At 71.5% G+C, this 21,450-nt stretch carries 18 protein-coding genes and 1 pseudogene; 8 read left to right on the top strand and 11 right to left on the bottom strand.

Annotated features, from left to right (window positions below):
- The first annotated feature begins 16 nt into the window (after positions 1-16).
- The 5 genes and pseudogenes from AB0G52_RS38565 to AB0G52_RS38585 all read left to right on the top strand — a co-directional run.
- Positions 17-1,000, top strand: a complete 984-nt coding sequence (locus AB0G52_RS38565) for a zinc-binding alcohol dehydrogenase (RefSeq protein ID WP_361343591.1) — start codon at positions 17-19, stop codon at positions 998-1,000.
- A gap of 148 nt (positions 1,001-1,148) precedes the next feature.
- On the top strand, positions 1,149-1,547 hold the full coding sequence (locus AB0G52_RS38570; protein ID WP_132887112.1) for a 6-carboxytetrahydropterin synthase: 399 nt from the start codon (positions 1,149-1,151) through the stop codon (positions 1,545-1,547).
- A complete protein-coding gene (locus tag AB0G52_RS38575; protein ID WP_132887113.1) occupies positions 1,544-2,755 on the top strand; it encodes a glycosyltransferase family 4 protein in 1,212 nt (403 codons plus the stop codon). The genes AB0G52_RS38570 and AB0G52_RS38575 overlap by 4 nt, the downstream gene beginning before the upstream one ends.
- A gap of 95 nt (positions 2,756-2,850) precedes the next feature.
- Positions 2,851-3,798, top strand: coding sequence for an SAM-dependent methyltransferase (locus AB0G52_RS38580; protein ID WP_361343619.1), 948 nt, complete (start codon positions 2,851-2,853; stop codon positions 3,796-3,798).
- A pseudogene (locus AB0G52_RS38585) lies at positions 3,795-4,724 on the top strand (lysylphosphatidylglycerol synthase transmembrane domain-containing protein); the annotation flags it as partial. The gene AB0G52_RS38580 and the pseudogene AB0G52_RS38585, both read left to right, overlap by 4 nt.
- A gap of 50 nt (positions 4,725-4,774) precedes the next feature.
- On the opposite strand, the gene AB0G52_RS38590 reads toward AB0G52_RS38585, so the two are convergent.
- Complete coding sequence (locus AB0G52_RS38590) at positions 4,775-5,533, bottom strand: creatininase family protein (protein WP_132887116.1); 759 nt, start codon at positions 5,531-5,533, stop codon at positions 4,775-4,777.
- A 38-nt stretch (positions 5,534-5,571) separates the two neighbouring features.
- Between AB0G52_RS38590 and ribA the strand changes: the two genes are divergently transcribed.
- Entirely contained in the window at positions 5,572-6,231 is a 660-nt protein-coding gene (ribA, locus tag AB0G52_RS38595) for a GTP cyclohydrolase II (RefSeq protein WP_361343596.1), read from the top strand.
- Positions 6,232-6,262: 31 nt separating this feature from the next.
- Here ribA and AB0G52_RS38600 read toward each other — a convergent pair whose 3' ends face one another.
- Complete coding sequence (locus AB0G52_RS38600) at positions 6,263-7,486, bottom strand: serine hydrolase domain-containing protein (protein ID WP_361343599.1); 1,224 nt, start codon at positions 7,484-7,486, stop codon at positions 6,263-6,265.
- A 207-nt stretch (positions 7,487-7,693) separates the two neighbouring features.
- Between AB0G52_RS38600 and AB0G52_RS38605 the strand changes: the two genes are divergently transcribed.
- Both AB0G52_RS38605 and AB0G52_RS38610 read left to right on the top strand, forming a co-directional pair.
- Positions 7,694-8,119 carry a PPOX class F420-dependent oxidoreductase gene (locus tag AB0G52_RS38605; RefSeq protein ID WP_132887119.1) on the top strand — a complete coding sequence of 142 codons (426 nt, stop codon included), beginning with the start codon at positions 7,694-7,696 and terminating at the stop codon, positions 8,117-8,119.
- A 185-nt stretch (positions 8,120-8,304) separates the two neighbouring features.
- Positions 8,305-10,179: a glycosyltransferase family 39 protein gene (locus tag AB0G52_RS38610; protein ID WP_361343602.1), complete on the top strand. Its 1,875-nt coding sequence runs from the start codon at positions 8,305-8,307 to the stop codon at positions 10,177-10,179.
- 15 nt (positions 10,180-10,194) lie between these two features.
- Here the strand turns inward: AB0G52_RS38610 and AB0G52_RS38615 are convergent, their stop codons facing one another.
- The 9 genes from AB0G52_RS38615 to AB0G52_RS38655 all read right to left on the bottom strand — a co-directional run.
- Entirely contained in the window at positions 10,195-13,068 is a 2,874-nt protein-coding gene (locus AB0G52_RS38615; protein WP_132887121.1) for a glycoside hydrolase family 2 TIM barrel-domain containing protein, read from the bottom strand.
- A gap of 27 nt (positions 13,069-13,095) precedes the next feature.
- Positions 13,096-13,962, bottom strand: coding sequence for a carbohydrate ABC transporter permease (locus tag AB0G52_RS38620; protein ID WP_361343622.1), 867 nt, complete (start codon positions 13,960-13,962; stop codon positions 13,096-13,098).
- A gap of 17 nt (positions 13,963-13,979) precedes the next feature.
- Positions 13,980-14,945, bottom strand: a complete 966-nt coding sequence (locus AB0G52_RS38625) for a sugar ABC transporter permease (protein WP_361343605.1) — start codon at positions 14,943-14,945, stop codon at positions 13,980-13,982.
- 20 nt (positions 14,946-14,965) lie between these two features.
- On the bottom strand, positions 14,966-16,231 hold the full coding sequence (locus tag AB0G52_RS38630; protein ID WP_361343608.1) for a sugar ABC transporter substrate-binding protein: 1,266 nt from the start codon (positions 16,229-16,231) through the stop codon (positions 14,966-14,968).
- Between the two features lie 259 nt (positions 16,232-16,490).
- Positions 16,491-18,329: a glycoside hydrolase gene (locus AB0G52_RS38635; protein ID WP_361343611.1), complete on the bottom strand. Its 1,839-nt coding sequence runs from the start codon at positions 18,327-18,329 to the stop codon at positions 16,491-16,493.
- A 19-nt stretch (positions 18,330-18,348) separates the two neighbouring features.
- Positions 18,349-19,593, bottom strand: a complete 1,245-nt coding sequence (locus AB0G52_RS38640) for an ROK family protein (RefSeq protein WP_361343614.1) — start codon at positions 19,591-19,593, stop codon at positions 18,349-18,351.
- Positions 19,594-19,822: 229 nt separating this feature from the next.
- Positions 19,823-20,416 carry a histidine phosphatase family protein gene (locus AB0G52_RS38645; RefSeq protein ID WP_132887127.1) on the bottom strand — a complete coding sequence of 198 codons (594 nt, stop codon included), beginning with the start codon at positions 20,414-20,416 and terminating at the stop codon, positions 19,823-19,825.
- Positions 20,417-20,422: 6 nt separating this feature from the next.
- The gene (gnd, locus tag AB0G52_RS38650; RefSeq protein WP_132887128.1) at positions 20,423-21,301 is read right to left on the bottom strand and encodes a phosphogluconate dehydrogenase (NAD(+)-dependent, decarboxylating); all 879 of its coding nucleotides are present in this window, start codon (positions 21,299-21,301) and stop codon (positions 20,423-20,425) included.
- A gap of 6 nt (positions 21,302-21,307) precedes the next feature.
- Positions 21,308-21,450 (bottom strand): hypothetical protein (locus AB0G52_RS38655; protein WP_361343625.1); only part of this gene is annotated, 143 nt, incomplete at its 5' end.

Consider the following 21,450-nt stretch of genomic DNA (forward strand, 5'->3'; position numbering starts at 1 on the left):
GTTCAGGAGGATGCCGATGAACCGCTCGGCCCGCGCGTTCTGGCTCCGCTCTCCGGGCCACGGAGAGCTGCGTGACGTCACCCTCGCGGCGCCCTCCGAGGGCGAGGTGCTGGTCCGCGCGCTGTACTCCGGAGTCAGCAGGGGCACCGAGACCCTGGTGTTCCGCGGGGGTGTCCCGGAGAGCCAACGCGCGGTGATGCGGGCGCCCTTCCAGGAGGGCGAGTTCCCCGGGCCGGTGAAGTACGGCTACCTCAGCGTCGGCGTCGTGGAGGAGGGCCCCGCTCCGCTGATCGGGCGTACGGTGTTCTGCCTGTACCCGCATCAGACGCGTTACGTCGTACCGGTGAGCGCGGTGACGGTGGTACCGGAGCACGTACCACCGGCGCGTGCGGTGCTCGCGGGCACGATCGAGACCGCCGTGAACGCCCTCTGGGACGCCGCGCCCCTGGTCGGCGACCGGATCGCGGTGGTCGGCGGCGGCATGATCGGCTGCTCGGTCGCCGCCCTGCTCGCCCGCTTCCCCGGCGTACGGCTCCAACTGGTCGACGCCGATCCGGCCCGCGCCGGGACGGCCGAGGCGCTCGGCGTCGGCTTCGCGGCCCCCGAGGACGCCCTCGGCGACTGCGACCTGGTCGTGCACGCCAGCGCCACCGAACAGGGCCTCACCCGCGCCCTGGAACTCCTCGCCCCGGAGGGCACGGTCATCGAACTGAGCTGGTACGGCGACCGGCGCGTCGCCCTGCCGCTCGGCGAGGCCTTCCACTCCCGCCGCCTCACCGTGCGCAGCAGCCAGGTCGGCACCGTCTCCCCGGCCGCGCGGGCCGGCCGCGGCTACGCCGACCGCCTCGCCCTCGCCCTGGACCTGCTGGGCGACCCGGCCCTGGACGCCCTCATCACCGGCGAAAGCGCGTTCGAGGAGCTGCCCGAGGTGCTCCCGAGGCTCGCCTCCGGCGAGATCCCGGCCCTCTGTCACCGGGTCAGCTACGGCGAGGCAGGCTGACGCGGTGTCCAATGCGGCCCCCAAGAGGTCCTGACCTGAGAAAAGAGTGAGAGTGGACTGAACACGGGGAAGTCGAGAGCCGTATTAGTGGGTCCCCCGGCAGGGTTCCGCCGGGGGACCAGACGCGCCGCACCTGGAGGGTCGTCCGTTGTTCAGCATCACCGTCCGCGATCACATCATGATCGCTCACAGTTTCCACGGCGAGGTGTTCGGGCCCGCGCAGCGACTGCACGGTGCCACGTTCCTCGTGGACGCCACCTTCCGCCGTGAACAGCTGGACGACGACAACATCGTCGTCGACATCGGTCTCGCCACCCAGGAACTGGGCGCCGTGGTCAGTGAGCTGAACTACAGAAACCTCGACAACGAGCCGGACTTCGCCGGGATCAACACCTCCACGGAGTTCCTCGCCAAGGTCATCGCGGACCGGCTCGCCGAACGCATCGAGAAGGGCGCCCTCGGCGAGGGCGCCAAGGGCCTCGCCGGACTGACCGTCACCCTCCACGAGTCCCACGTCGCCTGGGCGAGTTACGAGCGTGCCCTGTGACCGACATGGCCATCGGCCGCCCGCCGGCCCTCACCTACGTGCCCGCGCAGCGCGCGGCCACCGCCGACCTCCCGGGCCAGACCGCCCCCGCGAACATCGGGATCCTCCCCATGTCCCTGCGCACCGTGCACTTCCTCATGCCGGGCGGCGTCGACGACCCGGCCCAGCCGAGCGGCGGCAACGCCTACGACCGGCGGGTCTGCCTGGACCTGCCCGGCTTCGGCTGGCAGGTCACCCGGCACGCGGTGGCCGGCTCCTGGCCCCGCCCCGAGCAGGCCGCCCGCGACGGCCTCGCCCGCACCCTGCGGGAACTGCCCGACGGCGCGGTCGTCCTGCTGGACGGCCTGGTCGCCTGCGGCGTACCGGAGATCGTCGTCCCCGAGGCGGACCGGCTGCGGCTCGCCGTCCTGGTGCACCTGCCGCTCGGTGACGAGACCGGCCTCGACCGGGCGGTGGCCGCCGACCTGGACGCCCGGGAACGCGCGGTGCTGCGCGCCGTACCGGCGGTGATCGCGACCAGCGACTGGGCGGTACGACGGCTGGTCTCGCACCACGGGCTGGCCCCCGACCGCGTCCACGTCGCCGCGCCGGGCGCCGACATCGCCCCCCTGGCCGGCGGCACCGACGGCGTCTCGCACCTGGTGTGCGTCGCCGCCGTCACCCCCCGCAAGGGCCAGCACCGGCTGGTGGAGGCCCTCGCCGCGGTCCGGGACCTGCCGTGGACCTGCACCTGCGTCGGCGGCCTCAACCAGGACCCCGAGTACGTCGCCCACCTGCGGTCCCTCATCGCGCGGCACGGGCTGACGGACCGGCTGCACCTGGCGGGCCCGCGCTCCGGCGCCGACCTGGACGCCAGCTACGCGGCCGCGGACCTGATGGTCCTCACCTCGTACGCCGAGACCTACGGCATGGCGGTCACCGAGGCCCTCGCCCGGGGCATCCCGGTGCTCGCCACCGACGTCGGCGGCCTGCCCGAGGCGGTCGGCCGCGCCCCCGACGGCGGGGTGCCCGGCATCCTGGTGCCGCCGGAGGACCCCGCCGCGCTCGCCGCCGAACTGCGCGGCTGGTTCGGCGAGGCGGACGTGCGGCGCCGCCTGAAGGCCGCCGCGCGCGGCCGGCGGGCGGCCCTCGACGGCTGGGCGACCACCGCCCGCAGCCTGGCCGGAGTCCTGCTGCGGCTCCCCGACGAACCCCGGAGGGCGGCATGACCACCGGCGAGACCACGACCACTACCCCGGTCGGCGCGATCCCCGCGCAGCCGGGGCCCGCGGATGTCACGGATGCAGGGGTGGGACGAGAGCGAATGGACGCGGCTGCCTCCGAGGACCCCGTGCGTGCCGAGGTGATCCCGGGCGCCGGCCCCGTCACCCGGCCGGGCGAGCGGGCCACCCTGCGACTGCGCGAGACCGACCCCGAGGAGCCGCCGCGGTACGCGCCCGAGTGGCTTCAGCTGCGGGAGGGCGCCGACGCGGCGGCCCGGGCGCACGATCTGCTGGACCCGTTGCGGATCCGCCTGGCCAACCTCCCCGGCAGGACGGGCGGGATCGTCGTGCACGACCTGGGCTGCGGCACCGGCTCGATGGGCCGCTGGCTGGCGCCCCGCCTGGACGGCGCCCAGCACTGGATCCTGCACGACCGCGACCCCTACCTGCTGCACTTCGCCGCCGTCGCCTCGCCCCGGGCCGCCGCCGACGGCAGCCGGGTCACCGTGGAGACCCGGCGCGGCGACGTCGCCCGGCTCACCCCCGACGCCCTCAGGGGCGCCTCGCTGGTGACCGCCTCCGCCCTGCTCGACGTGCTCACCCGCGAGGAGGTCGACATCCTCGCCGAGGCCTGTGCCGGGGCCGGCTGCCCCGCGCTGCTGACCCTGTCCGTCGCCGGACGCGTCGACCTCACCCCGTCCCACCCGCTGGACAAGGAGATCGCGGAGGCGTTCAACGCCCACCAGCGGCGCGGCGGAATGCTCGGCCCGGACGCGGTCACCGCCGCCTGCGAGGCGTTCGCCGACCGCGGCGCCACCGTGAAGGTGCACCCCAGCCCCTGGCGGCTCGGTGCCGCCGAGAAGGCGCTGACCGAGCAGTGGCTGCGCGGCTGGGTCGGCGCCGCCGTCGAGGAGCGCCCCGAACTCGCCGAGCGCGCCGACGCCTACCTGGCCGACCGGCTCGCCGCGAACGCGGCCGGTGAACTGCGGGTGCTCCTGCACCACAGCGACCTGCTCGCCCTCGCCCGCCCGACCGGAGGCACCGCATGACCACCCCCGCCCTGGTCCGCGAGAGCGCGCCGGTCGCCCCGGTGACCGTGCCCCGCCGTCCGGACCTGCGTGCCGTGCGCACCCACCTGGGCACCCTCGGCGGGGTCGCCATCCTCGCGGTGCTGCTGTGGCGGCTCGGCACCGGGGTCTTCGTCGACGGACTGCGCCGCATCGACACGCCGACCCTGCTCATGGGCCTGGCGATCGGCGCGGTCACGACCGTGCTGAGCGCCTGGCGCTGGCAGTTGGTGGCCCGCAGCCTCGGTCTGCGGCTGCCGCTCGGACCCGCCGTCGGCGACTACTACCGGGCGCTGTTCCTCAACGCGGCCCTGCCCGGCGGGGTGCTCGGCGACGTGCACCGGGCGGTGCGGCACGGACAGAGCGAGGGCGACATCGGGCGTGGCGTCCGCGCGGTCGTCCTGGAACGGGCCGCGGGACAGCTCGCGTTGGCCGTCTTCGGCGCGGGCGCCCTGCTGATCCTGCCCTCACCGGTCCGCGACGACGTCCGCAGCTTCGCCCCGCTGGCGGCGGCCGGCGTGGCCGGCGCGTGCGCGATCGTCGTCGCCCTGCGGATGAACCGGGCCCCGGGCAAGCGCGTCGGCGCCCTGCGCTCGACCCTCGCGGAAGCCCGCCGCGCCCTGCTGTCCCCGCAGAACGGGCCGGGCGTCGCCCTGTCCTCGGCGGTCATCCTCGCCGGGCACGTCGGGATGTTCGTGGTCTCCGCGCGGGTGGCCGGCTCCCACGCCTCCGTCGCGGCGCTGGTCCCGATCTGCGTACTCGCCCTGGTCGCCATGGGCCTGCCACTGAACGTCGGCGGCTGGGGCCCCCGCGAGGGCGTCACCGCCTGGGCGTTCGCGGCGGCCGGCCTCGGCGCGGACAGCGGGCTCGCCACCGCCGTCGTCTACGGTGTCCTCAGCTTCGTGGCCGCCCTGCCGGGCCTCGTGGTCCTGGTCCTCCGCTGGTACACCGGGCTGCGCTATTCCCGTCCCGGGGCGAGCAGTTCGAAAACCGCCCCGAAGGAGTCGACGAGGCCCGCGAGGAGTTCCTTCCCCTTTTCCGCCGATCCCAGGGAAGGGCGGCCGATGACGCCCGACTCGGTATAGGCGGACATTCCCAGGGTGAGGAGATGACGACGGTCGTCAGCGATGAAATCGGCGGACTCGTGACCAGGGCGGACCAATTCGGGATGAGCGTGCAGCAGAATGGACGTCTCGATTTCCCCGGCATGCATGTCGGTGAGCGCCGAGGTCTCCACTCCGGCGCGGCTGAGCGCTGTCTCCCAGTCCTCCGCGGCCGGGTACAGCGCCAGCCGTTCGCCGCGTGCGGACGCCTCCTGCACGACGTTGCCCAGCACGTAGTTGCCGCCGTGGCCGTTGACCACGACCAGCGCCTCGACACCGGAGCGGCGCAGCGAGGCGGCGATGTCGTTCACCACCGCGTGCAGGGTGACCGAGGAGATGCTGACGGTCCCGGGCCAGGCCGCGTGCTCGTGCGAGCAGGAGATGGTCACCGGAGGAAGGAGGTGCACCGGGTACGCGGCGGCGATCTCCCGGGCCACGGCACAGGCGACCAGCGTGTCGGTGGCGAGCGGGAGGTAGGGGCCGTGCTGTTCGAAGCTCCCCACGGGAAGGACGGCGACCTGTGTTGAAACGCCCGCCCCCCTGGTCCGTACCTCCTCCGTAGTGTCCGCCGGCAACAGACCGTTCGCCGCCGTACGCGCGCCCGAACCACTCATCTTTTCACGGCCTTTCGTCTCTGCTTAGGAATCAGATCATGACAGAAAACATCGGCGTACTCGGCACGAAGTCCCCACGGCGTTCGGGCGTGGAACGCGTCGTCAATGCACCGCTGCCCACCGTGTACGGGAAATTCCAGGCGATCGGCTACCTGGACCACGACCGCGGTGACGAGCAAGTGGCCCTGGTCTACGGAGACATCGGCGGCGAGCGGGTGCTGACCCGGCTGCACTCGGAATGCCTCACCGGGGACGCCTTCGGCTCCCAGCACTGCGAGTGCGGCGACCAGTTGGCCGCCGCGCTGCGCGCGGTCGTCTCCGAGGGCAGCGGGATCGTCGTCTACCTGCGCGGGCACGAGGGCCGCGGCATCGGACTGCTCGCCAAGCTGCGCGCGATGGCCCTGCAGGCGGAGGGCCTGGACACCGTCGAGGCGAACCTCGCGCTCGGCCTGCCGGTCGACGCCCGGGACTACGGCGTCGCCGCCGGCATGCTCCGGGACCTCGGGGTGCGTTCGGTACGCCTGATGTCCAACAACCCGCGCAAGCGTGAGTCCCTGGTACGGCACGGCATAGAGGTCGCCGAGACGGTCCCGCTGCTGATCGAGCCGTGCGAGAACAACATCACGTACCTGCGCACCAAGCGGGAGCGGCTGGACCACGTGCTGCCCCACCTCGACGCGGTGGCGCACTGGTCCTGAGGTACCGGGTGGCCCCGGGCCCAGCCAGTGATCAGTCCATGATCGTCTCGTGGGCCAGCCGCCGCAGCTCCGGGAAGACCTTCAGCGTCTTCGGCCGCAGCTGGGTGTGGAACTGCACGGTCAGGTCGTGCGCCGGGTCGACCCAGAAGGCGGTGGTGGCGGCCCCCGTCCAGCCGTAGGCGCCGGGGCTGCTCGGCGAGAGGGTGCGGGCGGGGTCGATCACGACCGAGACGCCGAGGCCGAAGCCCAGGCCGTCGTTGCCGGGTTCCTGGTGCGCGGGGGCGCCGAAGGCACGCAGGTCGGCGCCGCCGGGCAGGTGGTTGCGGGAGAGCAGCGCGACCGAGGCGGGGGAGAGCAGGCGGACGCCGTCCAGCTCGCCGCCCCGGCGCAGCATCTCCATGAAACGGTGGTAGTCGTACGCCGTCGCCGCGAGGCCGCCGCTGCCGGACAGCATCCGGGGGCGGCCGCGCAACGGCAGCCCGGGAACCGGCTCGATGCCGCCGTCGCCCGTCTCCCCGTACAACTCCGAGAGCCGGTGCGCCTGTTCGGGGACGATGTGCAGGCCCGCGTCCGGCATGCCGAGCGGGCGGAAGAGCCGGTCCGCGAAGAACTCGTCGAGCCGCTGCCCGGAGACCACCTCGACGACCCGGCTGAGCACGTTGAAGCCGACCGAGTAGTTCCACTGCGTGCCCGGCTCGAACTGGAGGGGCATGCGCGCGTACACGGCGGTCGTCTCGGCGAGGTCCGCGCCCGCCGGCACCGAGAACTCCAGGCCCGCCTCCCGGTAGCGGGCGTCCACCGGGTGCGCGTGGTAGAAGGCGAAGGTGAACCCGGCGGTGTGGGTGAGCAGATGACGGATCCGGATCGGCCCGTCGGCGGGCCTGGTCACCATGTCCGCACCCGAACCGCTCACGTACACGCGAGGGTTGGCGAACTCTGGCAGGTAGCGGTCGACCGGGTCGTCCAGCGACAGCAGGCCGTCCTCGACCAGCAGCAGGACCGCGACCGCCGTGACCGGCTTGGTCATGGAGTACACCCGCCAGATGGTGTCCGGCTCGACCGGCAGCCCCGCGGCGCGGTCCCGGAAACCGTGGGTGGTGAGGTGGGCGACCCGGCCGCCGCGCGCCACGGCCACCAGGTAGCCGGGCAGGCGCCCTTCGTCGACGTAGTGGGCGAAGTGCTGGTCGAGGCGGTCCAGCGCCTTCGCGTCCAGCCCGACCTCACCGGGGTCGACTTCCTGTCGCAGCTGTGCCATCGCTCTCCTCCGGTCGTGTCGTCCGCGGTGCGGTCCGACCTGGACCTCATCGTCGCGCAGGAAGAGGGGAACGGTCGCGCTCATCCGCGTGCGGTGTGACGGACGCTATAGAAGGGACACCGGGTGGCCGACGTGCGGGCGCCCCGAACGCGTGTGCCCCGGGTGACGGCGGGAATGCCGGACCGGAGCACCGCGGTTGCCCCTGTCATGACCCAGGACACACTTCTGAAGCTGCTCGCCGAAGGCCACGCCGGGGTGCTCGTCACCCTCAAGCGCGACGGCCGCCCCCAGCTGTCCAACGTCAGCCACGCCTATTACCCCGACGAACGGACCGTGCGCGTGTCGATCACCGACGACCGCGCGAAGACCCGCAACCTGCGCCGCGACCCCCGCGCCTCCTACCACGTCACCAGCACCGACCGCTGGGCCTACACGGTCGCCGAGGGCACCGCCGACCTGTCACCGGTCGCCCAGGACCCCCACGACGAGACGGTGGAGGAGCTCGTCCGGCTCTACCGCGACGTCCAGGGCGAACACCCCGACTGGGACGACTACCGCGCCGCGATGGTCCGCGACCGCCGCCTGGTGCTCCGACTCCGCGTGGAACGGGCGTACGGCATCCCGCGCACGTAGGGAGCGCGGCCGCGGCACGCCGGGTGCGGGTTTCTTACGGCTTCCATGACCGATCCTCACGAACATCCTGCATGTTCCTTGACATTCCGGACGTGACGTCCCCCGGCATCCAGTCGTCCTACAGGCCGTAGCAGTCCAGGGCGCTCCGGGAGCCCTGGATACGGGAGTCCTGGAGGCCGTCCGCGATGCCGAGCCCTGTCAGCGCCGAGCCGCTCGTCCCTGTCGAGGGACCGCCACCGCGGCCGGCCCCGGCGCGCAGCCGCACCCAGCGCTACGAGCGCCCGATCCTCGCGGGCATCGCCACCGTCGCCGCACTGCTCTTCTTCTGGGGCATCTGGCACAGCGCCTACCACTCCTTCTACGCGAGCGCCGTACGCAGCATGACCGACAACCCGGTCGCCTTCCTCTACGGCTCCTTCGACCCGGCGGGCTCCATCACCCTGGACAAACTGCCCGGCTTCCTGTGGCCGCAGGCCCTGTCGGCCATGGTCCTCGGCTTCCACCCGTGGGCCCTGGTGGTCCCGCAGGCCCTGGAGGGCGTGGCCTCGGTGGTCCTGCTGCACGTGGTGGTACGACGCTGGGCCGGCGTACCGGCCGGGCTGCTGGCCGCCGCCTTCCTCACGCTCACCCCGGTGACCGTGGGCCTGGGCCGGTCGGTCACCGAGGACGCGCCGTTCGTCCTGCTGTTGCTGCTGGCCGCCGAGGCCACCCAGCGGGCCACCGCCCGCGCCCGGCTGCGCACCCTCGTGCTGGCCGGCGTCTGGGTCGGGGTGGCCTTCCAGTGCAAGATGCTGGAGGCCTGGGCGGTGCTGCCCGCGCTGTCCGTGACCTATCTGGTGGCCGCGCCCACCACGCTGCGCCGCCGGATCCGGGACCTCGCCGTGGCCGGCACGGTCATGCTGGCCGTCTCCCTGTCCTGGATGCTGGCCGCCGGTCTCACCCCCGCCGCCGCCCGCCCGTACCTGGACGGCACGACCGACAACTCGCCGGTCGCCCTGGTCGTCGGCTACAACTTCCTGACCCGCTTCCACGCGCTGGGCGTCGACGCGGCCGGCACCGGCAGCATCGTCGCCGACCAGGCGCACAGCAGGGCGCCGGTGGGGATGGGCAACAGCGTCTGGAAGATGTTCAGCCCCGGGCTCGCCAGCCAGACGGGCTGGCTGTACCCGCTGGCGGCGCTGGGCCTGGCCACCGGTGCCTACGCGGTGTGGCGCCGCAGGCCCGGGCGCACCGACCCGTTCCTGGCCGGCTACCTGCTGTGGGGCGTCTGGCTGGTGACGTTCTTCCTGGTCTTCAGTCTCGGCAGCGTGACCGGCCACACCTACTACATGGGCGTGGTGGCGGTCGCCCTGTCGGCCATGGCCGCGGTGGCCGTGACCCGGGTGCGGCGCCGGAGCGTGCTGGGCGCGGTCCTGGCGGTGAACGTCGGCTGGTGCGCGGCCCTCACCCTGTACTACCCGCGGTTCTTCGCCTGGTCGGTCGCCGTCGCCGTGGTCCTGGCGCTGCCCGCGCTGGCCCTGTTCACCGTCGGCGGGTCGCGTCGGCGCCGGGTCGCCCTGGCCGTCGCGCTGGCCGCGGTCCTGGTCGTGCCCACCGTGTGGTCCGCGTCCGCGACGTCCCTGCGCTACAACCAGCCCGGCGGCTTCGGCCGGATCGGTCCCGGATCCATCGCCACCCGCAACGGCGCCCTCGCCCTGGACCCGGCCCAGCAGCGCGTCTACGCCTACCTCACCGCCCACCGCGACGGCGCCCGCTACCTCGCCGCGGTGCCCCGCTGGCAGATGGCGGCGCCGTACATCCTCTCGGACAACGCCTCCGTCCTCCCGCTCGGCGGCTTCACCGCCCGGGTGCCGTACCCCACGGCCGCCGCCTTCCACCACCTGATCGACACCGGCCGGCTCCACTACGTCCTGCTCACCAAGGCGGACCTCACCCACCGCGCACTGGCCGGGAAGACCCCCGGCCGGGCTCTGGTCCGCTGGGCCGTCGAGCACTGCTCGCCCGTCCGTGTCCCGCGCTACGTCCTGTACCGGTGCGGGGCCGCCGGGCACGGCTCTTGAGCGGGACGGCACCGGTCAGCCGATGTCCGTGAACACGAAGGAGAACGCGGCCGGTTCGGCGTGCAGCCGGTACCGCGGCAGCACGCCGGGGCCGCAGGACGCGGAACCGATGCCGTGCTGGGCGTGGTCGAGGTTGACCCACACCGTGCCGGACGGCGTCAGGTCGGTGCGGTGGGCGGCCGCGTCCAGGTGCTCGGTGGTCCAGCGGCGGGCGGTCAACCAGAACTCCGGGTCGCCGTCGATCCGCAGGCCGCCGAGCTCCGCCCAGCGGACGTCGGCGCGGGCGCCGTTCTCCTGCGGACGGACGTACGGAGTCTGGAGCTCGTCGACCGTCGACTCCCAACGGCTCACCAGCGACGCCGACCTGGTGTCAGGGTAGGCCTCCTCGGGCCCGCCGCCGAACCACCGCACCCGGTCGGTGGCGGGCAGTCCGAAGCGGATGCCGAGCCGGGGCAGCGGAACCGTCCAGTCACCGTCCGGGGTGACGGAGACGGTGAGCCCGAGGCGGTCCCCGTCCGAGCTCCAGCGGTAGACGGTCGTGAGACCGAACTCCCGGCCGGCCGGCGCCACCCGGGTCCGCACGGTCAGCGCGTCGCCCGCCTGCTCCACCGCGTCCAGGCGGTGCCGCATGCGGTGCAGCCCGAATCCGCGCCACAGCTCGGCGTAGCGCGGATCGCTCTGCCAGGCGGCACCGGCGTCGTTGTCGGTCGTCGCCCGCCACACGTCCAGGCGCAGCCCGGTCACCTCGACCGAGCCGATGCGCCGCGGCGCGCCGGTGCGGGCGTCGAAGACCGCCGGACCGAGGGCGATCAACCCCTGGCCGGACGCCACCGGCCCACCGGACGCGACGAGTGCCGGTGCCCGCCGCGCACGCGGAACGGACTGCCCCCAGGCCACGACATGTCCCTTCGGCGCCCAGGCGGTGTCGGCGGCCAGCAGGGCCCGTACCGTCCACTGCGTCTCGCCGCCGTCCGTCGCGGGCGGCTCCGGCAGCCTCAGCTCCGTCGACTCACCCGCCGCCAGCGCCGGTACGGCCAGGCTGCCCGACTCCATGGTCTCGCCGTCGACCTGGTACGACCACGCGAAGGCCAGTGCCGACAGATCGGCGAAGTCCTGCTTGTTGGTGACGCGAACGGCGGTGCCGTCGCCGTCGCCGTCGGTGCCGACGTCGATGCCGACCGGCTCGATCACCTTCTTGTACTCCAGCAGGCCGGGAGAGGGCCGCCGGTCGGGGAAGACCAGGCCGTCGCAGACGAAGTTCCCGTCGTGCAGCTCCTCGCCGAAGTCGCCGCCGTACGCGTAGCCGAACCGCTCGTCCTCGATGCCGTGGTCGATCCACTCCCAGACGAAACCGCCCTGGAGCCGGTCGTGCGACTCGAAGAGGCGCTGGTAGTCGGCGAGTCCACCGGGCCCGTTGCCCATGGCGTGGGCGTACTCGCAGAGGATGAGGGGAAGCGCACGGCGTTTGCGGGTGCCGCCGTCGAGGCCCCGGCCGATCCGCTCGACCTCGGCGTGCTCGGGGTACATCCGCGAGTACACGTCCGTGTCCCGGCAGTCGATGTCACCCTCGTAGTGCACGAGACGCGAGGCGTCCCGGCCGTGGATCCACTCGGCCATCGCGGTCAGACCCCGCCCGGTGCCCGCCTCGTTGCCCAGCGACCAGATCACCACCGACGGGTGGTTCTTGTCGCGTTCGACCATCCGGGCGGCCCGGTCCAGCAGGGCCGGGGTCCAGCGGTCGTCGTCGACCGGGTTGTCCCGCCATGCCTGCTCGGTGAAGCCGTGGGTCTCCAGGTCGCATTCGTCGATCACCCACAGGCCGTACTCGTCGCACAGGTCGAGGAAGGCCGGGTGGGGCGGGTAGTGGGAGGTGCGGACGGCGTTGACGTTGTGCCGCTTCATCAGCAGCACGTCCGCCCGCATGGTCTCCAGGTCGAGGGCGCGCCCGTGCTCCGGGTGCCACTCGTGCCGGTTGACGCCCTTGAAGAGGACCGCCTTCCCGTTGACCTTGATCAGTCCGTCGGCCAGTTCGACGGTCCGGAAGCCGATCCGCAACGGCACCCGCTCGCCCTCGGTGGCCAGCAGCCCGTCGTACAGCGTCGGCGTCTCGGCCGTCCACGGTTCGACCGGGACGGTCGCCGACCCGCCGGTGGCGATGTCGATGCCGAGGCCGGGCACGGTGACCCGGCCGTCCACGTCGGAGTCGACCCGCAGGGTGCCGGTGCCGGCGGCGTGGTCGTAGGAGGCGTGCACGAAGAAGTCGAGGACGCCGCCCGCCGGGCGGTGCAGCAGCGTCACGTCCCGGAAGATGCCGGGCAGCCACCACTGGTCCTGGTCCTCCAGGTAGGAGCCGGCCGACCACTGGTGGACCCGGACGGCGAGGACGTTGCCGGCCGGTTTCAGCAGATGGCCGACCGCGAACTCGTGCGGCAACCGGGAGCCCTTGAACTCGCCGATGTCCGTGCCGTTCAGCCAGACCCGGGCGCAGGACTCGACGCCGTCGAAGCGCAGGACCGCCCCGCCGTCGGTGACGTCCCAGCCCGCCGGCAGGTCGAAGAACCGCAGGTGGTCACCGGTGGGGTTCTCGGTCGGCACGTGGGGCGGGTCGACCGGGAACGGGTAGAGGTGGTTCGTGTAGATCGGCGAGCCGTGGCCCTGGAGCACCCAGTGCCCCGGGACCGAGACCTCCGCCCAGCCGCCGGCGTCGTACCCCGGCTCGGCGAACGCGTCGTCCTCGGCGTCGGCGGCCGGCGACAGCCGGAAGCGCCACCTGCCGTTCAGCGAGAGCGACGCGGCGTCCGAGCGCGGGTACCGGGCACGGGGCGGCAGGGCACCCGAGCCCGGGGAGACGTCCTCGACGTAGTCGGTGGCGGAGGTACGCGATGACATCGGTCTCCAGGTCGTGAGAGTGCGGTGTCAGCCCTTGATGCCGGTCTGCGCGATCCCCTGCACCAGCCACCGCTGAAGGAAGAGGAAGACGAACACCAGGGGCAGGATGGAGATGGCGGTGGCCATGAAGATCGTGTGGAAGACGACCGTCTGGTTGGTCATGTACGACGAGAGCACCACCTGGACGGTCCACGACCCGGGGTCCTGACCGATGACCAGGGGCCACAGGAAGGCGTTCCAGGCGCCGATGAAGGTGATGGTGGCGATCGCCGCGAAGAAGTTCAGCGAGTTGGGCACGACGACCCGCCAGTACGAGCCCCAGTAACCCAGCCCGTCCACCCGCGCCGCCTCCTCCAGCTCCTTCGGGAACCCCAGGAAGTACTGCCGGAACAGGAAGCAGGTGAAACCACTGAACAAGCCCGGGACGATCAGTCCTCGGTACGTGTCCACCCAGCCGAGCGAGGAGACCAGCACGAAGCTGGGCACGAAGGTCACCGAGGTGGGAACCATGAGGGTGCCCAGGACGAGGTAGAAGACCTTGTTGGCGTGCTTGTAGGGAATGCGGGCCAGCGCGTACCCGGCCAGCGAGCACACCACCAGGATGCCGATGGTCATGGAGACGGCGACGACCAGCGAGTTCCACATGGACTGGGCGAAGTCCACCTGCGGGTCGTCGAACAGCTCCTTGACGTTGCCCCACTGAAGGTGCGTGGGGAAGAACTGCCAGCTCGGCCCAGTGATGGCGGTGTCCGTGGTGAGGGCGTTGCGAAGCAGGATGTAGAACGGGACCAGGAAGAGGAAGGTGGCGACACCGGTGGCGATGTACAGGCCGGTGTTGCCCATCACTGAGCCGCCGCGTCGGCGCCTGGCCTTCGTGGGCGCGGTCTTGTTCATGTCGGGCGTGGTGGTGGTCACTTGGACTCGTCCCCCCTTCCGAAGCCCATGATCTTGCCCTGGAACAGGGTGACGATGATGATCAGCAGGGTCAGGATGACGGCTCCCGCGCTGCCGGCGCCGTAATCCTGTGACGTGCCGAGAGCGGTGGCGTACAGCTCGACCAGCGGGGGCCGGCCCCAGGTGGTCTTGTCGAGCAGGTTGAAGAACTCGTCGAAGGCCTGGTAGGCGGCGATCAGCAGCAGCAGAACCACCGCGGTCGAGGTGGCCCGAAGCTGCGGCAGGGTGATGTACCGGAAGGTCTGCCAGCCCCGCTTGGCGCCGTCGATGGCGGCAGCCTCGTACAACTCGCCCGGGATGTTCTGCAGGGCCGCCAGGAACAGAATCATGTAGAAGCCGGACTGCAGCCACAACCGGAGCGTCACGATGACGAGCCAGTACCAGGGCGGACTGGGAGAGGCCAGCCAGGCGACGCTGTCGACCCCGAACCAGCCGAGGACCGTGTTCAGCAGGCCGAAGCGGACCCCGCTGAAGATGGACATCTTCCAGATCAGGGACGCGGCGACGTAGCTGCACGCGGTCGGCAGGAAGAACACCGACCGGAAGAACGCCCGCATGAACCGGATCCGGTTGACCAGCAGCGCGAGCCCGAGCGACACCGCCCAGGTGGTCGGCACGATGAAAGCGGCGAACACGGTGAAGGTGCCGAGCGAACCGACGAACTTGGGGTCCGTCAGCATGTACGTGTAGTTGTCGAAGCCGACGAACTTGTCCGGCGTGACGGTGAACCGTGCGTCGAAGAAGCTGAGGTAGACACTCCAGCCGATCGGCACGTAGACGAAGATGATCAGCCCGATGAGGAAGGGGCTGATGAAGAGCCAGAAGTTGAGGGTGCGGCTGCCCCGCAGGCCCCGCCGCGGCTTGGCCGGACTGGCCTGCGCCGGGGCGGGGTTCGCGAGGTCGCGCGTGGTGGTCGTCGACATGGGTCCGGTCCGTCCGCGACTTATCCGAAGAGCTTCTTCAGCTCGCGGTTGACGGTCGTGTCGCACTGGTCGAGCGCCTTCTCCGGGTCGCCGGCCTTGCGGACGCAGTTGGCGAGCACGTCCCACGACGCCTGGATCATCGCCTGGGTCCAGCCGATGTTGTCGAAGTGCCCGAACTGATTGAAGAGCTTCACGCCCTCAGCGGGGAGACCGGTCTTGAGCTTGGTGGCCGATGCGGCGATCGACGTGCGCGGCGGGATGTGGAAGCCGTACGACGTCGCGAAGTCCTCCTGGTCCTTCTTCTGGTCGATCCACAGCCACTTGACGTACTCCTTGGCCGCGTCGACGTGGTCGCTCTTCGCGTTGACGAACATCGACCAGCCGCCGTTGTAGACGGACTGCTTGCCGGAGTCGACGGTCTTCGGGAAGGGGAAGATCCCGATGTCGTCGCCGAGCGCCTTCTGGAACTGCGGCATCGCCCACATACCGCAGAACTGGATGGCGCACAGGCCCTGGTTCAGCGCGGACGGGTCCCAGTAGTCGGTCGGGGCGCCGAGGAGCAGGTCGCCGCTGGTGAACAGCTTGCGCATCTTCTTCAGACCCTCGACGACGCCGGGCGTGTGGTAGGCGATCTGGTTCTTGTCGTCGAGGGTGTCCGCGCCCGCGGACCAGATCAGCGGGCTGATGATGGCATGCAGGTCGTTGCCGAGGTACAGGCCCTTCATCTTGCTCGTGGTGAGCTTGGCCGAGATCTCGATCAGCTCGTCGAGGGTCTCCGGGACCTTCACGCCTGCCTTCTCGAAGAGCGAGGGCCGGTAGAAGAAGAACTGCGGGTCGTCGATCATCCGGACGCCGTAGATCTTCCCGTCGACCGTGTGCGACTTGATGTCGGCCGGGTTGAAGTCGTCCTTGACCGGGTCGATGATGTCGCTCAGGTCGGCGACCTGACCGCTCTTGACCATCTGGATCTGCGGGTGGAACTCGAAGACGTCGGGGGCGGACTTGGTGAGCAGCGTGGCGAAGAGCTTGCTCTCGTAGTCCGAGCTGGTGATCCACTGCGTGGTCACGTTGGCGGACTTGTAGGCGGTGGGGTACCTCTTGACCGCCTGCTCGACGCCCGCCTCGCCGTAGGCGTGGAACATCTGCGTCAGCTGGGTGCCCGACCCGCTGCCGCCGCCTCGGCCGTTGTTGCTGCCGCACGCGGCGAGGGTGCCGGCGGCGGCCATGCCCGCGGCCGCCCGGAACAGAGACCGGCGGGACCAGTTGTTGTTGCTCAGTGCCGACATGCTGACGTCCTTGTCTGTCGAGAGCGGCCGTGGTGCTACGGCCGTGCGGGGCCTGGAACACCTCGCGGGCCAGATGGCCGAAATTGCGGTGCGGAGCGGGACGTTAACCTTCGGCTAATGCTTCGGCAAGAGGTTGGACGAAGTCTGCGCGAAACGTTGTACCTCGTTCGGCATGACGAACAGGAGGGAAGGCAGGGAGAGTTGAGGGCCGCCGGTCAGGGAGGGGCCGGCGGCCCTCGGTTCGCGGGAGCGGTGTCCGCTACTGCCTGGTCCAGGCCTCGTTGGTGCCGCCGTTGCAGCTGTAGAGGATCACCTTGCTGCCGTCGGCGGTGGCCTGCCCGCTCACGTCCAGGCACTTGCCCGACGCCTCGCTCAGGATCTGCCCGTCGGCGTTCAGGAGCCAGCGCTGGCTCGCGTCACCGGTGGCTTCGGCGGTGGCGGTCAGGGCCGAACCGGAGGCCGTCAGATAGCCGTTCGCGCCCTTCAGGGTGCCGTCCGCGTCGTACGACCAGGACTGGCCGCCCGCGCCCGTGCAGGCGGCGAGCGCGGCCCCCGACGCGTCGGCGGTGAGGCACTTGCCGGACTGCCTGCCGGCCAGCGCGCCGGTGACGGCGGAACCGCCGTGGCCCTTCTGGTCGAAGACGTACGTCGTGATCGAGCGGGCGGCCAGGGTCGCGGAGACCGTGCCCGAACCCACCGTCGGCCTCGCGACGTCGGCCCAGTCCTCGGTGGCCGAGGTCCGCACCGCCTGCCTGGCCCGTACCGGCACCTTGCTGTTGAAGTGCAGACTCAGCGGTGTGTCCGTGGCGTTGTGGTTGTTGACCACGACCACCCAGGTGCCGTTCCGGTCGTAGGAGGACACCTCCACCCCGTCCGGCGCCCCGGTCACGTTGTGCGCCACCGAGCCCGGCCGGACGAACTTGCTGTACTGGCCGAGCGCGTAGTACCGCTTGGTGAAGTACAGCGTCTGGTTGCCGTTCGTGGCGTAGTCGGGGTCGTAGTAGATCAGGCCGTCGTTCCAGCCGACGTCGTTCTTCTCGGTGGGGGAGGTGCCGTACCCGCTGGCCAGGGCCACCCACCACTGGAAGGCGGAGTCGTGGGCGCTCGCGAAGTCCTTGTAGATGATGCGGGACATCAGCAGGGCGTTGTCGATGGTCGGGTCGTACTCCTGGTTCCAGCCCGTCGAGCCCTTGCCGAAGCAGCAGATCTCCGAGGCCCAGGACTTCTTGCCGACCGACCGCGACGTCTCGTAGACGTTGCCGAGCTGGCCGTCGTTCGGGTTGTTGTACGTGTGGTGGGCCAGCGCCGACACGTACTGGGCGGTGCCGGGCTGCGAGATCCACTGCGGGAGCTCGGAGACGAACTGGGTGGTCTGACTGGACTCGTCCGCGATGATCGAGGTCTTCTGCTTGCGGGCCCGCTGCTCGGCGCCGAGCGCCCGCACGATGTCGTCGCGTTGGTCGACGGTGACCCGCATGCCCTCCTGCCCGCAGGAACCGAAGTCGTTGTCGGGCTCGTTGAAGGGGCTGATGTAGTCCAGCCGCACGCCCTGCCGGGCGAAGTGCCGGGTCACGTCGGCGACGTACGTGGCGTAGTCGCCCACGTGCTCCGCCTTCAACTGGCCGCCGCAGCTCTGCCCGTTGGTGGTCCACCGGGCGGGCGCGCTGTTCACGAAGCCGATCAGGTCCTTGACCCCGTACTTCGCGGCGTACCGCAGGAACGTCCGGCCACCCTTGTCCCTGCTCCAGTCATAGGAGCCGTCGGGCTTCAGGAAGTCCTCGGCGGCCCGCGCCGGGGTGGTGACCCCGGCTCCGCCCCCGCCGATGTTGTAGCGGTAGGAGGACATCGCCAGGCCCTGCTTCGAGAACAGCAGCCTCGCCACCCTGGCCTGCACCGTGGGGTCGAAGTGCTGGAGGTCGTTCACCCACCAGGCGCCCGAGGCGCCGATGTCGTCGATGGTCTGGGCCGCGTGCGGCGAGACCTCGGCGGCAGCGGGGGCGCTGCCGGCCGCGTTCGCCGCCGGGGAGCTGATCAGGGCGCCGGCCACGGCCAGTGCGGCCGCGGCCGTGGCGAGAACCGGTCTGTTGGTGCGGGTCAAAACGGCATCCCTTCCGTCGTCATGCGGATCGTGCGGTACGGCTCCTCACGGGGGTGGTGCGTCCGGGGGGCCGCTGTCCCACCGACTGCAGGGCGCCCTCCAGCGCGAACGTGGCCGCGCCCAGGCACACCGGATCGGTGGGGATGGGGGAGAGGACGACCTCGGTGGCCGCGAACGGCCTTCTGAGCGCGTGCCGCCGGACGGCCTCGCGGACCTCGTCGAGCAGGGGCGCGCCCAGCTTCCTGGCGACCCAGCTGCTGAGCACGACCACTTCGGGGTTGTACAGGTTCACCAGGTCCGAGACGCCGGCGCCCAGGTAGCGGGCGGTGTCCCGGACCACCCTGACGGCCACCGGATCGCCCGCGGCGACCCCGTGGGACAGGGCGTCGATGGTCGCCGTCTGGTCCTCGGGGTGCAACAGGGCGCTACGGGGGCTGAGTTCGCGCAGGTTGAGCATGATGCCGGGGGCGCCGACGTACGTCTCGACGCAGCCGTGGTTGCCGCAGTGGCACAGCCGCCCGTCCAGCACGAGGGTGGTGTGCCCCCACTCCCCGGCGCTGTTGCTCACCCCCCGGTACAGCCCGCCGGCCAGGACGAGTCCGGCCCCCACCCCGGTCCCGAGGTTCACCACCACGGCGTCCTCGCGTCCGCGCGCGGCCCCGAACCACAGCTCGGCCACCGCGCTCGCCCGCAACGGGTTGTCCAGGTACAGGGGGTAGGCGATGTGCTCGGCGAGCAGGTCGAGCAAAGGGACGTCGTGCCAGTCCCAGTTGGGCGCGTACTCGGCGATGCCGGTGTCCCGGTCCACCTGACCCGGCACGCTCACCCCGACACCGAGCACCCGCGCGCCCTCGACCCCGGCCTGGGCCACCACCGAGCCGACGGCCGTGGCGACCTGGCCGACCGCCTGCTCTGGCCGGTGCTCACCGGGGCGCATGTCCTCCTCGGCCCGGACCAGCACGTTCAGCCCCAGGTCGAACAGCTCCACCCGGACGTAGGTCTCCGCCATGTCGACGCCGATCAGCGCGCCGCCCGCCGCGTTGACGGCCACCAGCCCGCGGGGGCGGCCGCCCGCGGAGTCCTCGAAGCCGACCTCCGTGATCATCCGCAGGTCGAGCAGCTCCCCGACGAGCGTGGCGACCGTGGCCACGCTCAGTCCGGTGGCGGCGGCCAGTGTCTGCCGGGAGGTGGGGGACTGGGCGATGATCTGGCGCAGCACCTCGTAGCGGTTCGCGGTGCGGATGTCACGCGATGTGCGCTTCACGCGGCTGCCCCTCCCATCCCGTCACGACCGGGCCGGGTCGGACGACGGCACCGGCGCGGCGCAAGGCTATGGGCTCGGCAGGACTTTCGACAAGGGGTTAGGAAAGGGGCCGTAGAAACTCGGCCCACCGCTCCGCCGCACCGGTCGGCACACCGGTCGGCGTACCGGTCGGCTTTCAAGGCATGGGAAAGGCCCGCCAGTTGTCACTGGCGGGCCGCTCAGGCGTCGATCAGGGCGTCCGGTTCCACTCGGTGATCACGGGCCACCCGTGCTCCGTGGAGAGCCGGCTGACCGTCCCGGTCGCCAGCTGGAACAACCGGCCCTCGGCGGGCGGCAGCCCCAGTCGGCGGGCCGTCAGCACGCGCAGGAAGTGCGCGTGGGCCACCAGGACCACATCGCCGCCGTCCCCGGCGAGCGCCGCGTCCAGCTCGGCGAGCACCCGGTCGGCGCGGGCGCCGACCTGCTCGGGCGACTCACCGGGGTGCCCCTGCGGGCCCGGCGGTACGCCGTCGGTCCACAGGTACCAGTCGGGGCGGGAGCGGTGGATCTCCGCCGTGGTGATTCCCTCGTAGCCCCCGTAGTCCCACTCGTGCAGGTCGGGGTCGGGCACGATCCCGGTGAGGCCGGCCAGTTCGGCCGTGCGTATCGCGCGGTCCAGCGGGCTGGCCAGTACGCGTGCGTAGGTCCGGTCGGCGAGCAGCGGGGCGAGCGACTTGGCCTGTTCCTCACCGTGCTGGGTGAGGGGCAGGTCGGTCCAGCTGGTGTGCTGGCCCGACACGCTCCACTCGGTCTCACCGTGGCGGACCAGAAGGAGGTCCCCCACGGCGTCCTACTCCTTCGACTCGACGGCGTGGCCGCCGAACTGGTTGCGCAGCGCCGCGACCATCTTCATCTGCGGGGAGTCGTCCTGCCGCGAGGCGAACCGGGCGAACAGGGAGGCGGTGATCGCCGGGAGTGGCACCGCGTTGTCGATGGCGGCCTCCACGGTCCAGCGGCCCTCGCCGGAGTCCTGCGCGAAGCCCTTCAGCTTGTCCAGGTGCTCGTCGTCGTCCAGCGCGTTGACCGCGAGGTCGAGCAGCCAGGAACGGATGACCGTGCCCTCCTGCCAGGAGCGGAAGACCTCACGGACGTTGTCCACCGACTTGACCTTCTCCAGCAGCTCCCAGCCCTCGGCGTACGCCTGCATCATGGCGTACTCGATGCCGTTGTGGACCATCTTGGAGAAGTGCCCCGCGCCCACCTTGCCGGCGTGCACGTAGCCGTAGGGGCCCTCCGGCTTGAGCGCCTCGAAGATCGGCTCCAGCCGCTCGACGTGCTCCTTGTGGCCGCCGACCATCAGGGCGTAGCCGTTCTGGAGGCCCCACACACCGCCGGAGACACCCGCGTCCACGAAGCCGATGCCCTTGACACCGAGTTCGGCGGCGTGCTTCTCGTCGTCCGTCCAGCGGGAGTTCCCGCCGTCGACCACCGTGTCGCCCTCGGACAGCAGGTCCTTGAGCTCGTCCACGACGGACTGGGTGGCGTGGCCGGCCGGAACCATCACCCACACCGTGCGCGGCGCGTCGAGCTTCTCGACCAGTTCTTCGAGGGACTTCACGTCGGAGACGTCCGGATTGCGGTCGTAGCCGATGACGGTGTGGCCCGCGCGGCGGATGCGCTCGCGCATGTTGCCGCCCATCTTGCCGAGGCCGATGAGTCCGAGCTGCATGTCAGTTCACTTCCTGAGGGTGCGGTACGTCGAGACGAGGGCGGTGGTGGACGCGTCGAGGCCGGGGACGTCGGCGCCCTCGGTCAGGGCGGGCTCGATGCGCTTGGCGAGGACCTTGCCGAGTTCCACGCCCCACTGGTCGAAGGAGT

Origin of the sequence: Streptomyces sp. NPDC021562 (genome assembly GCF_040640875.1) — a bacterium.
Lineage (GTDB): Bacteria > Actinomycetota > Actinomycetes > Streptomycetales > Streptomycetaceae > Streptomyces.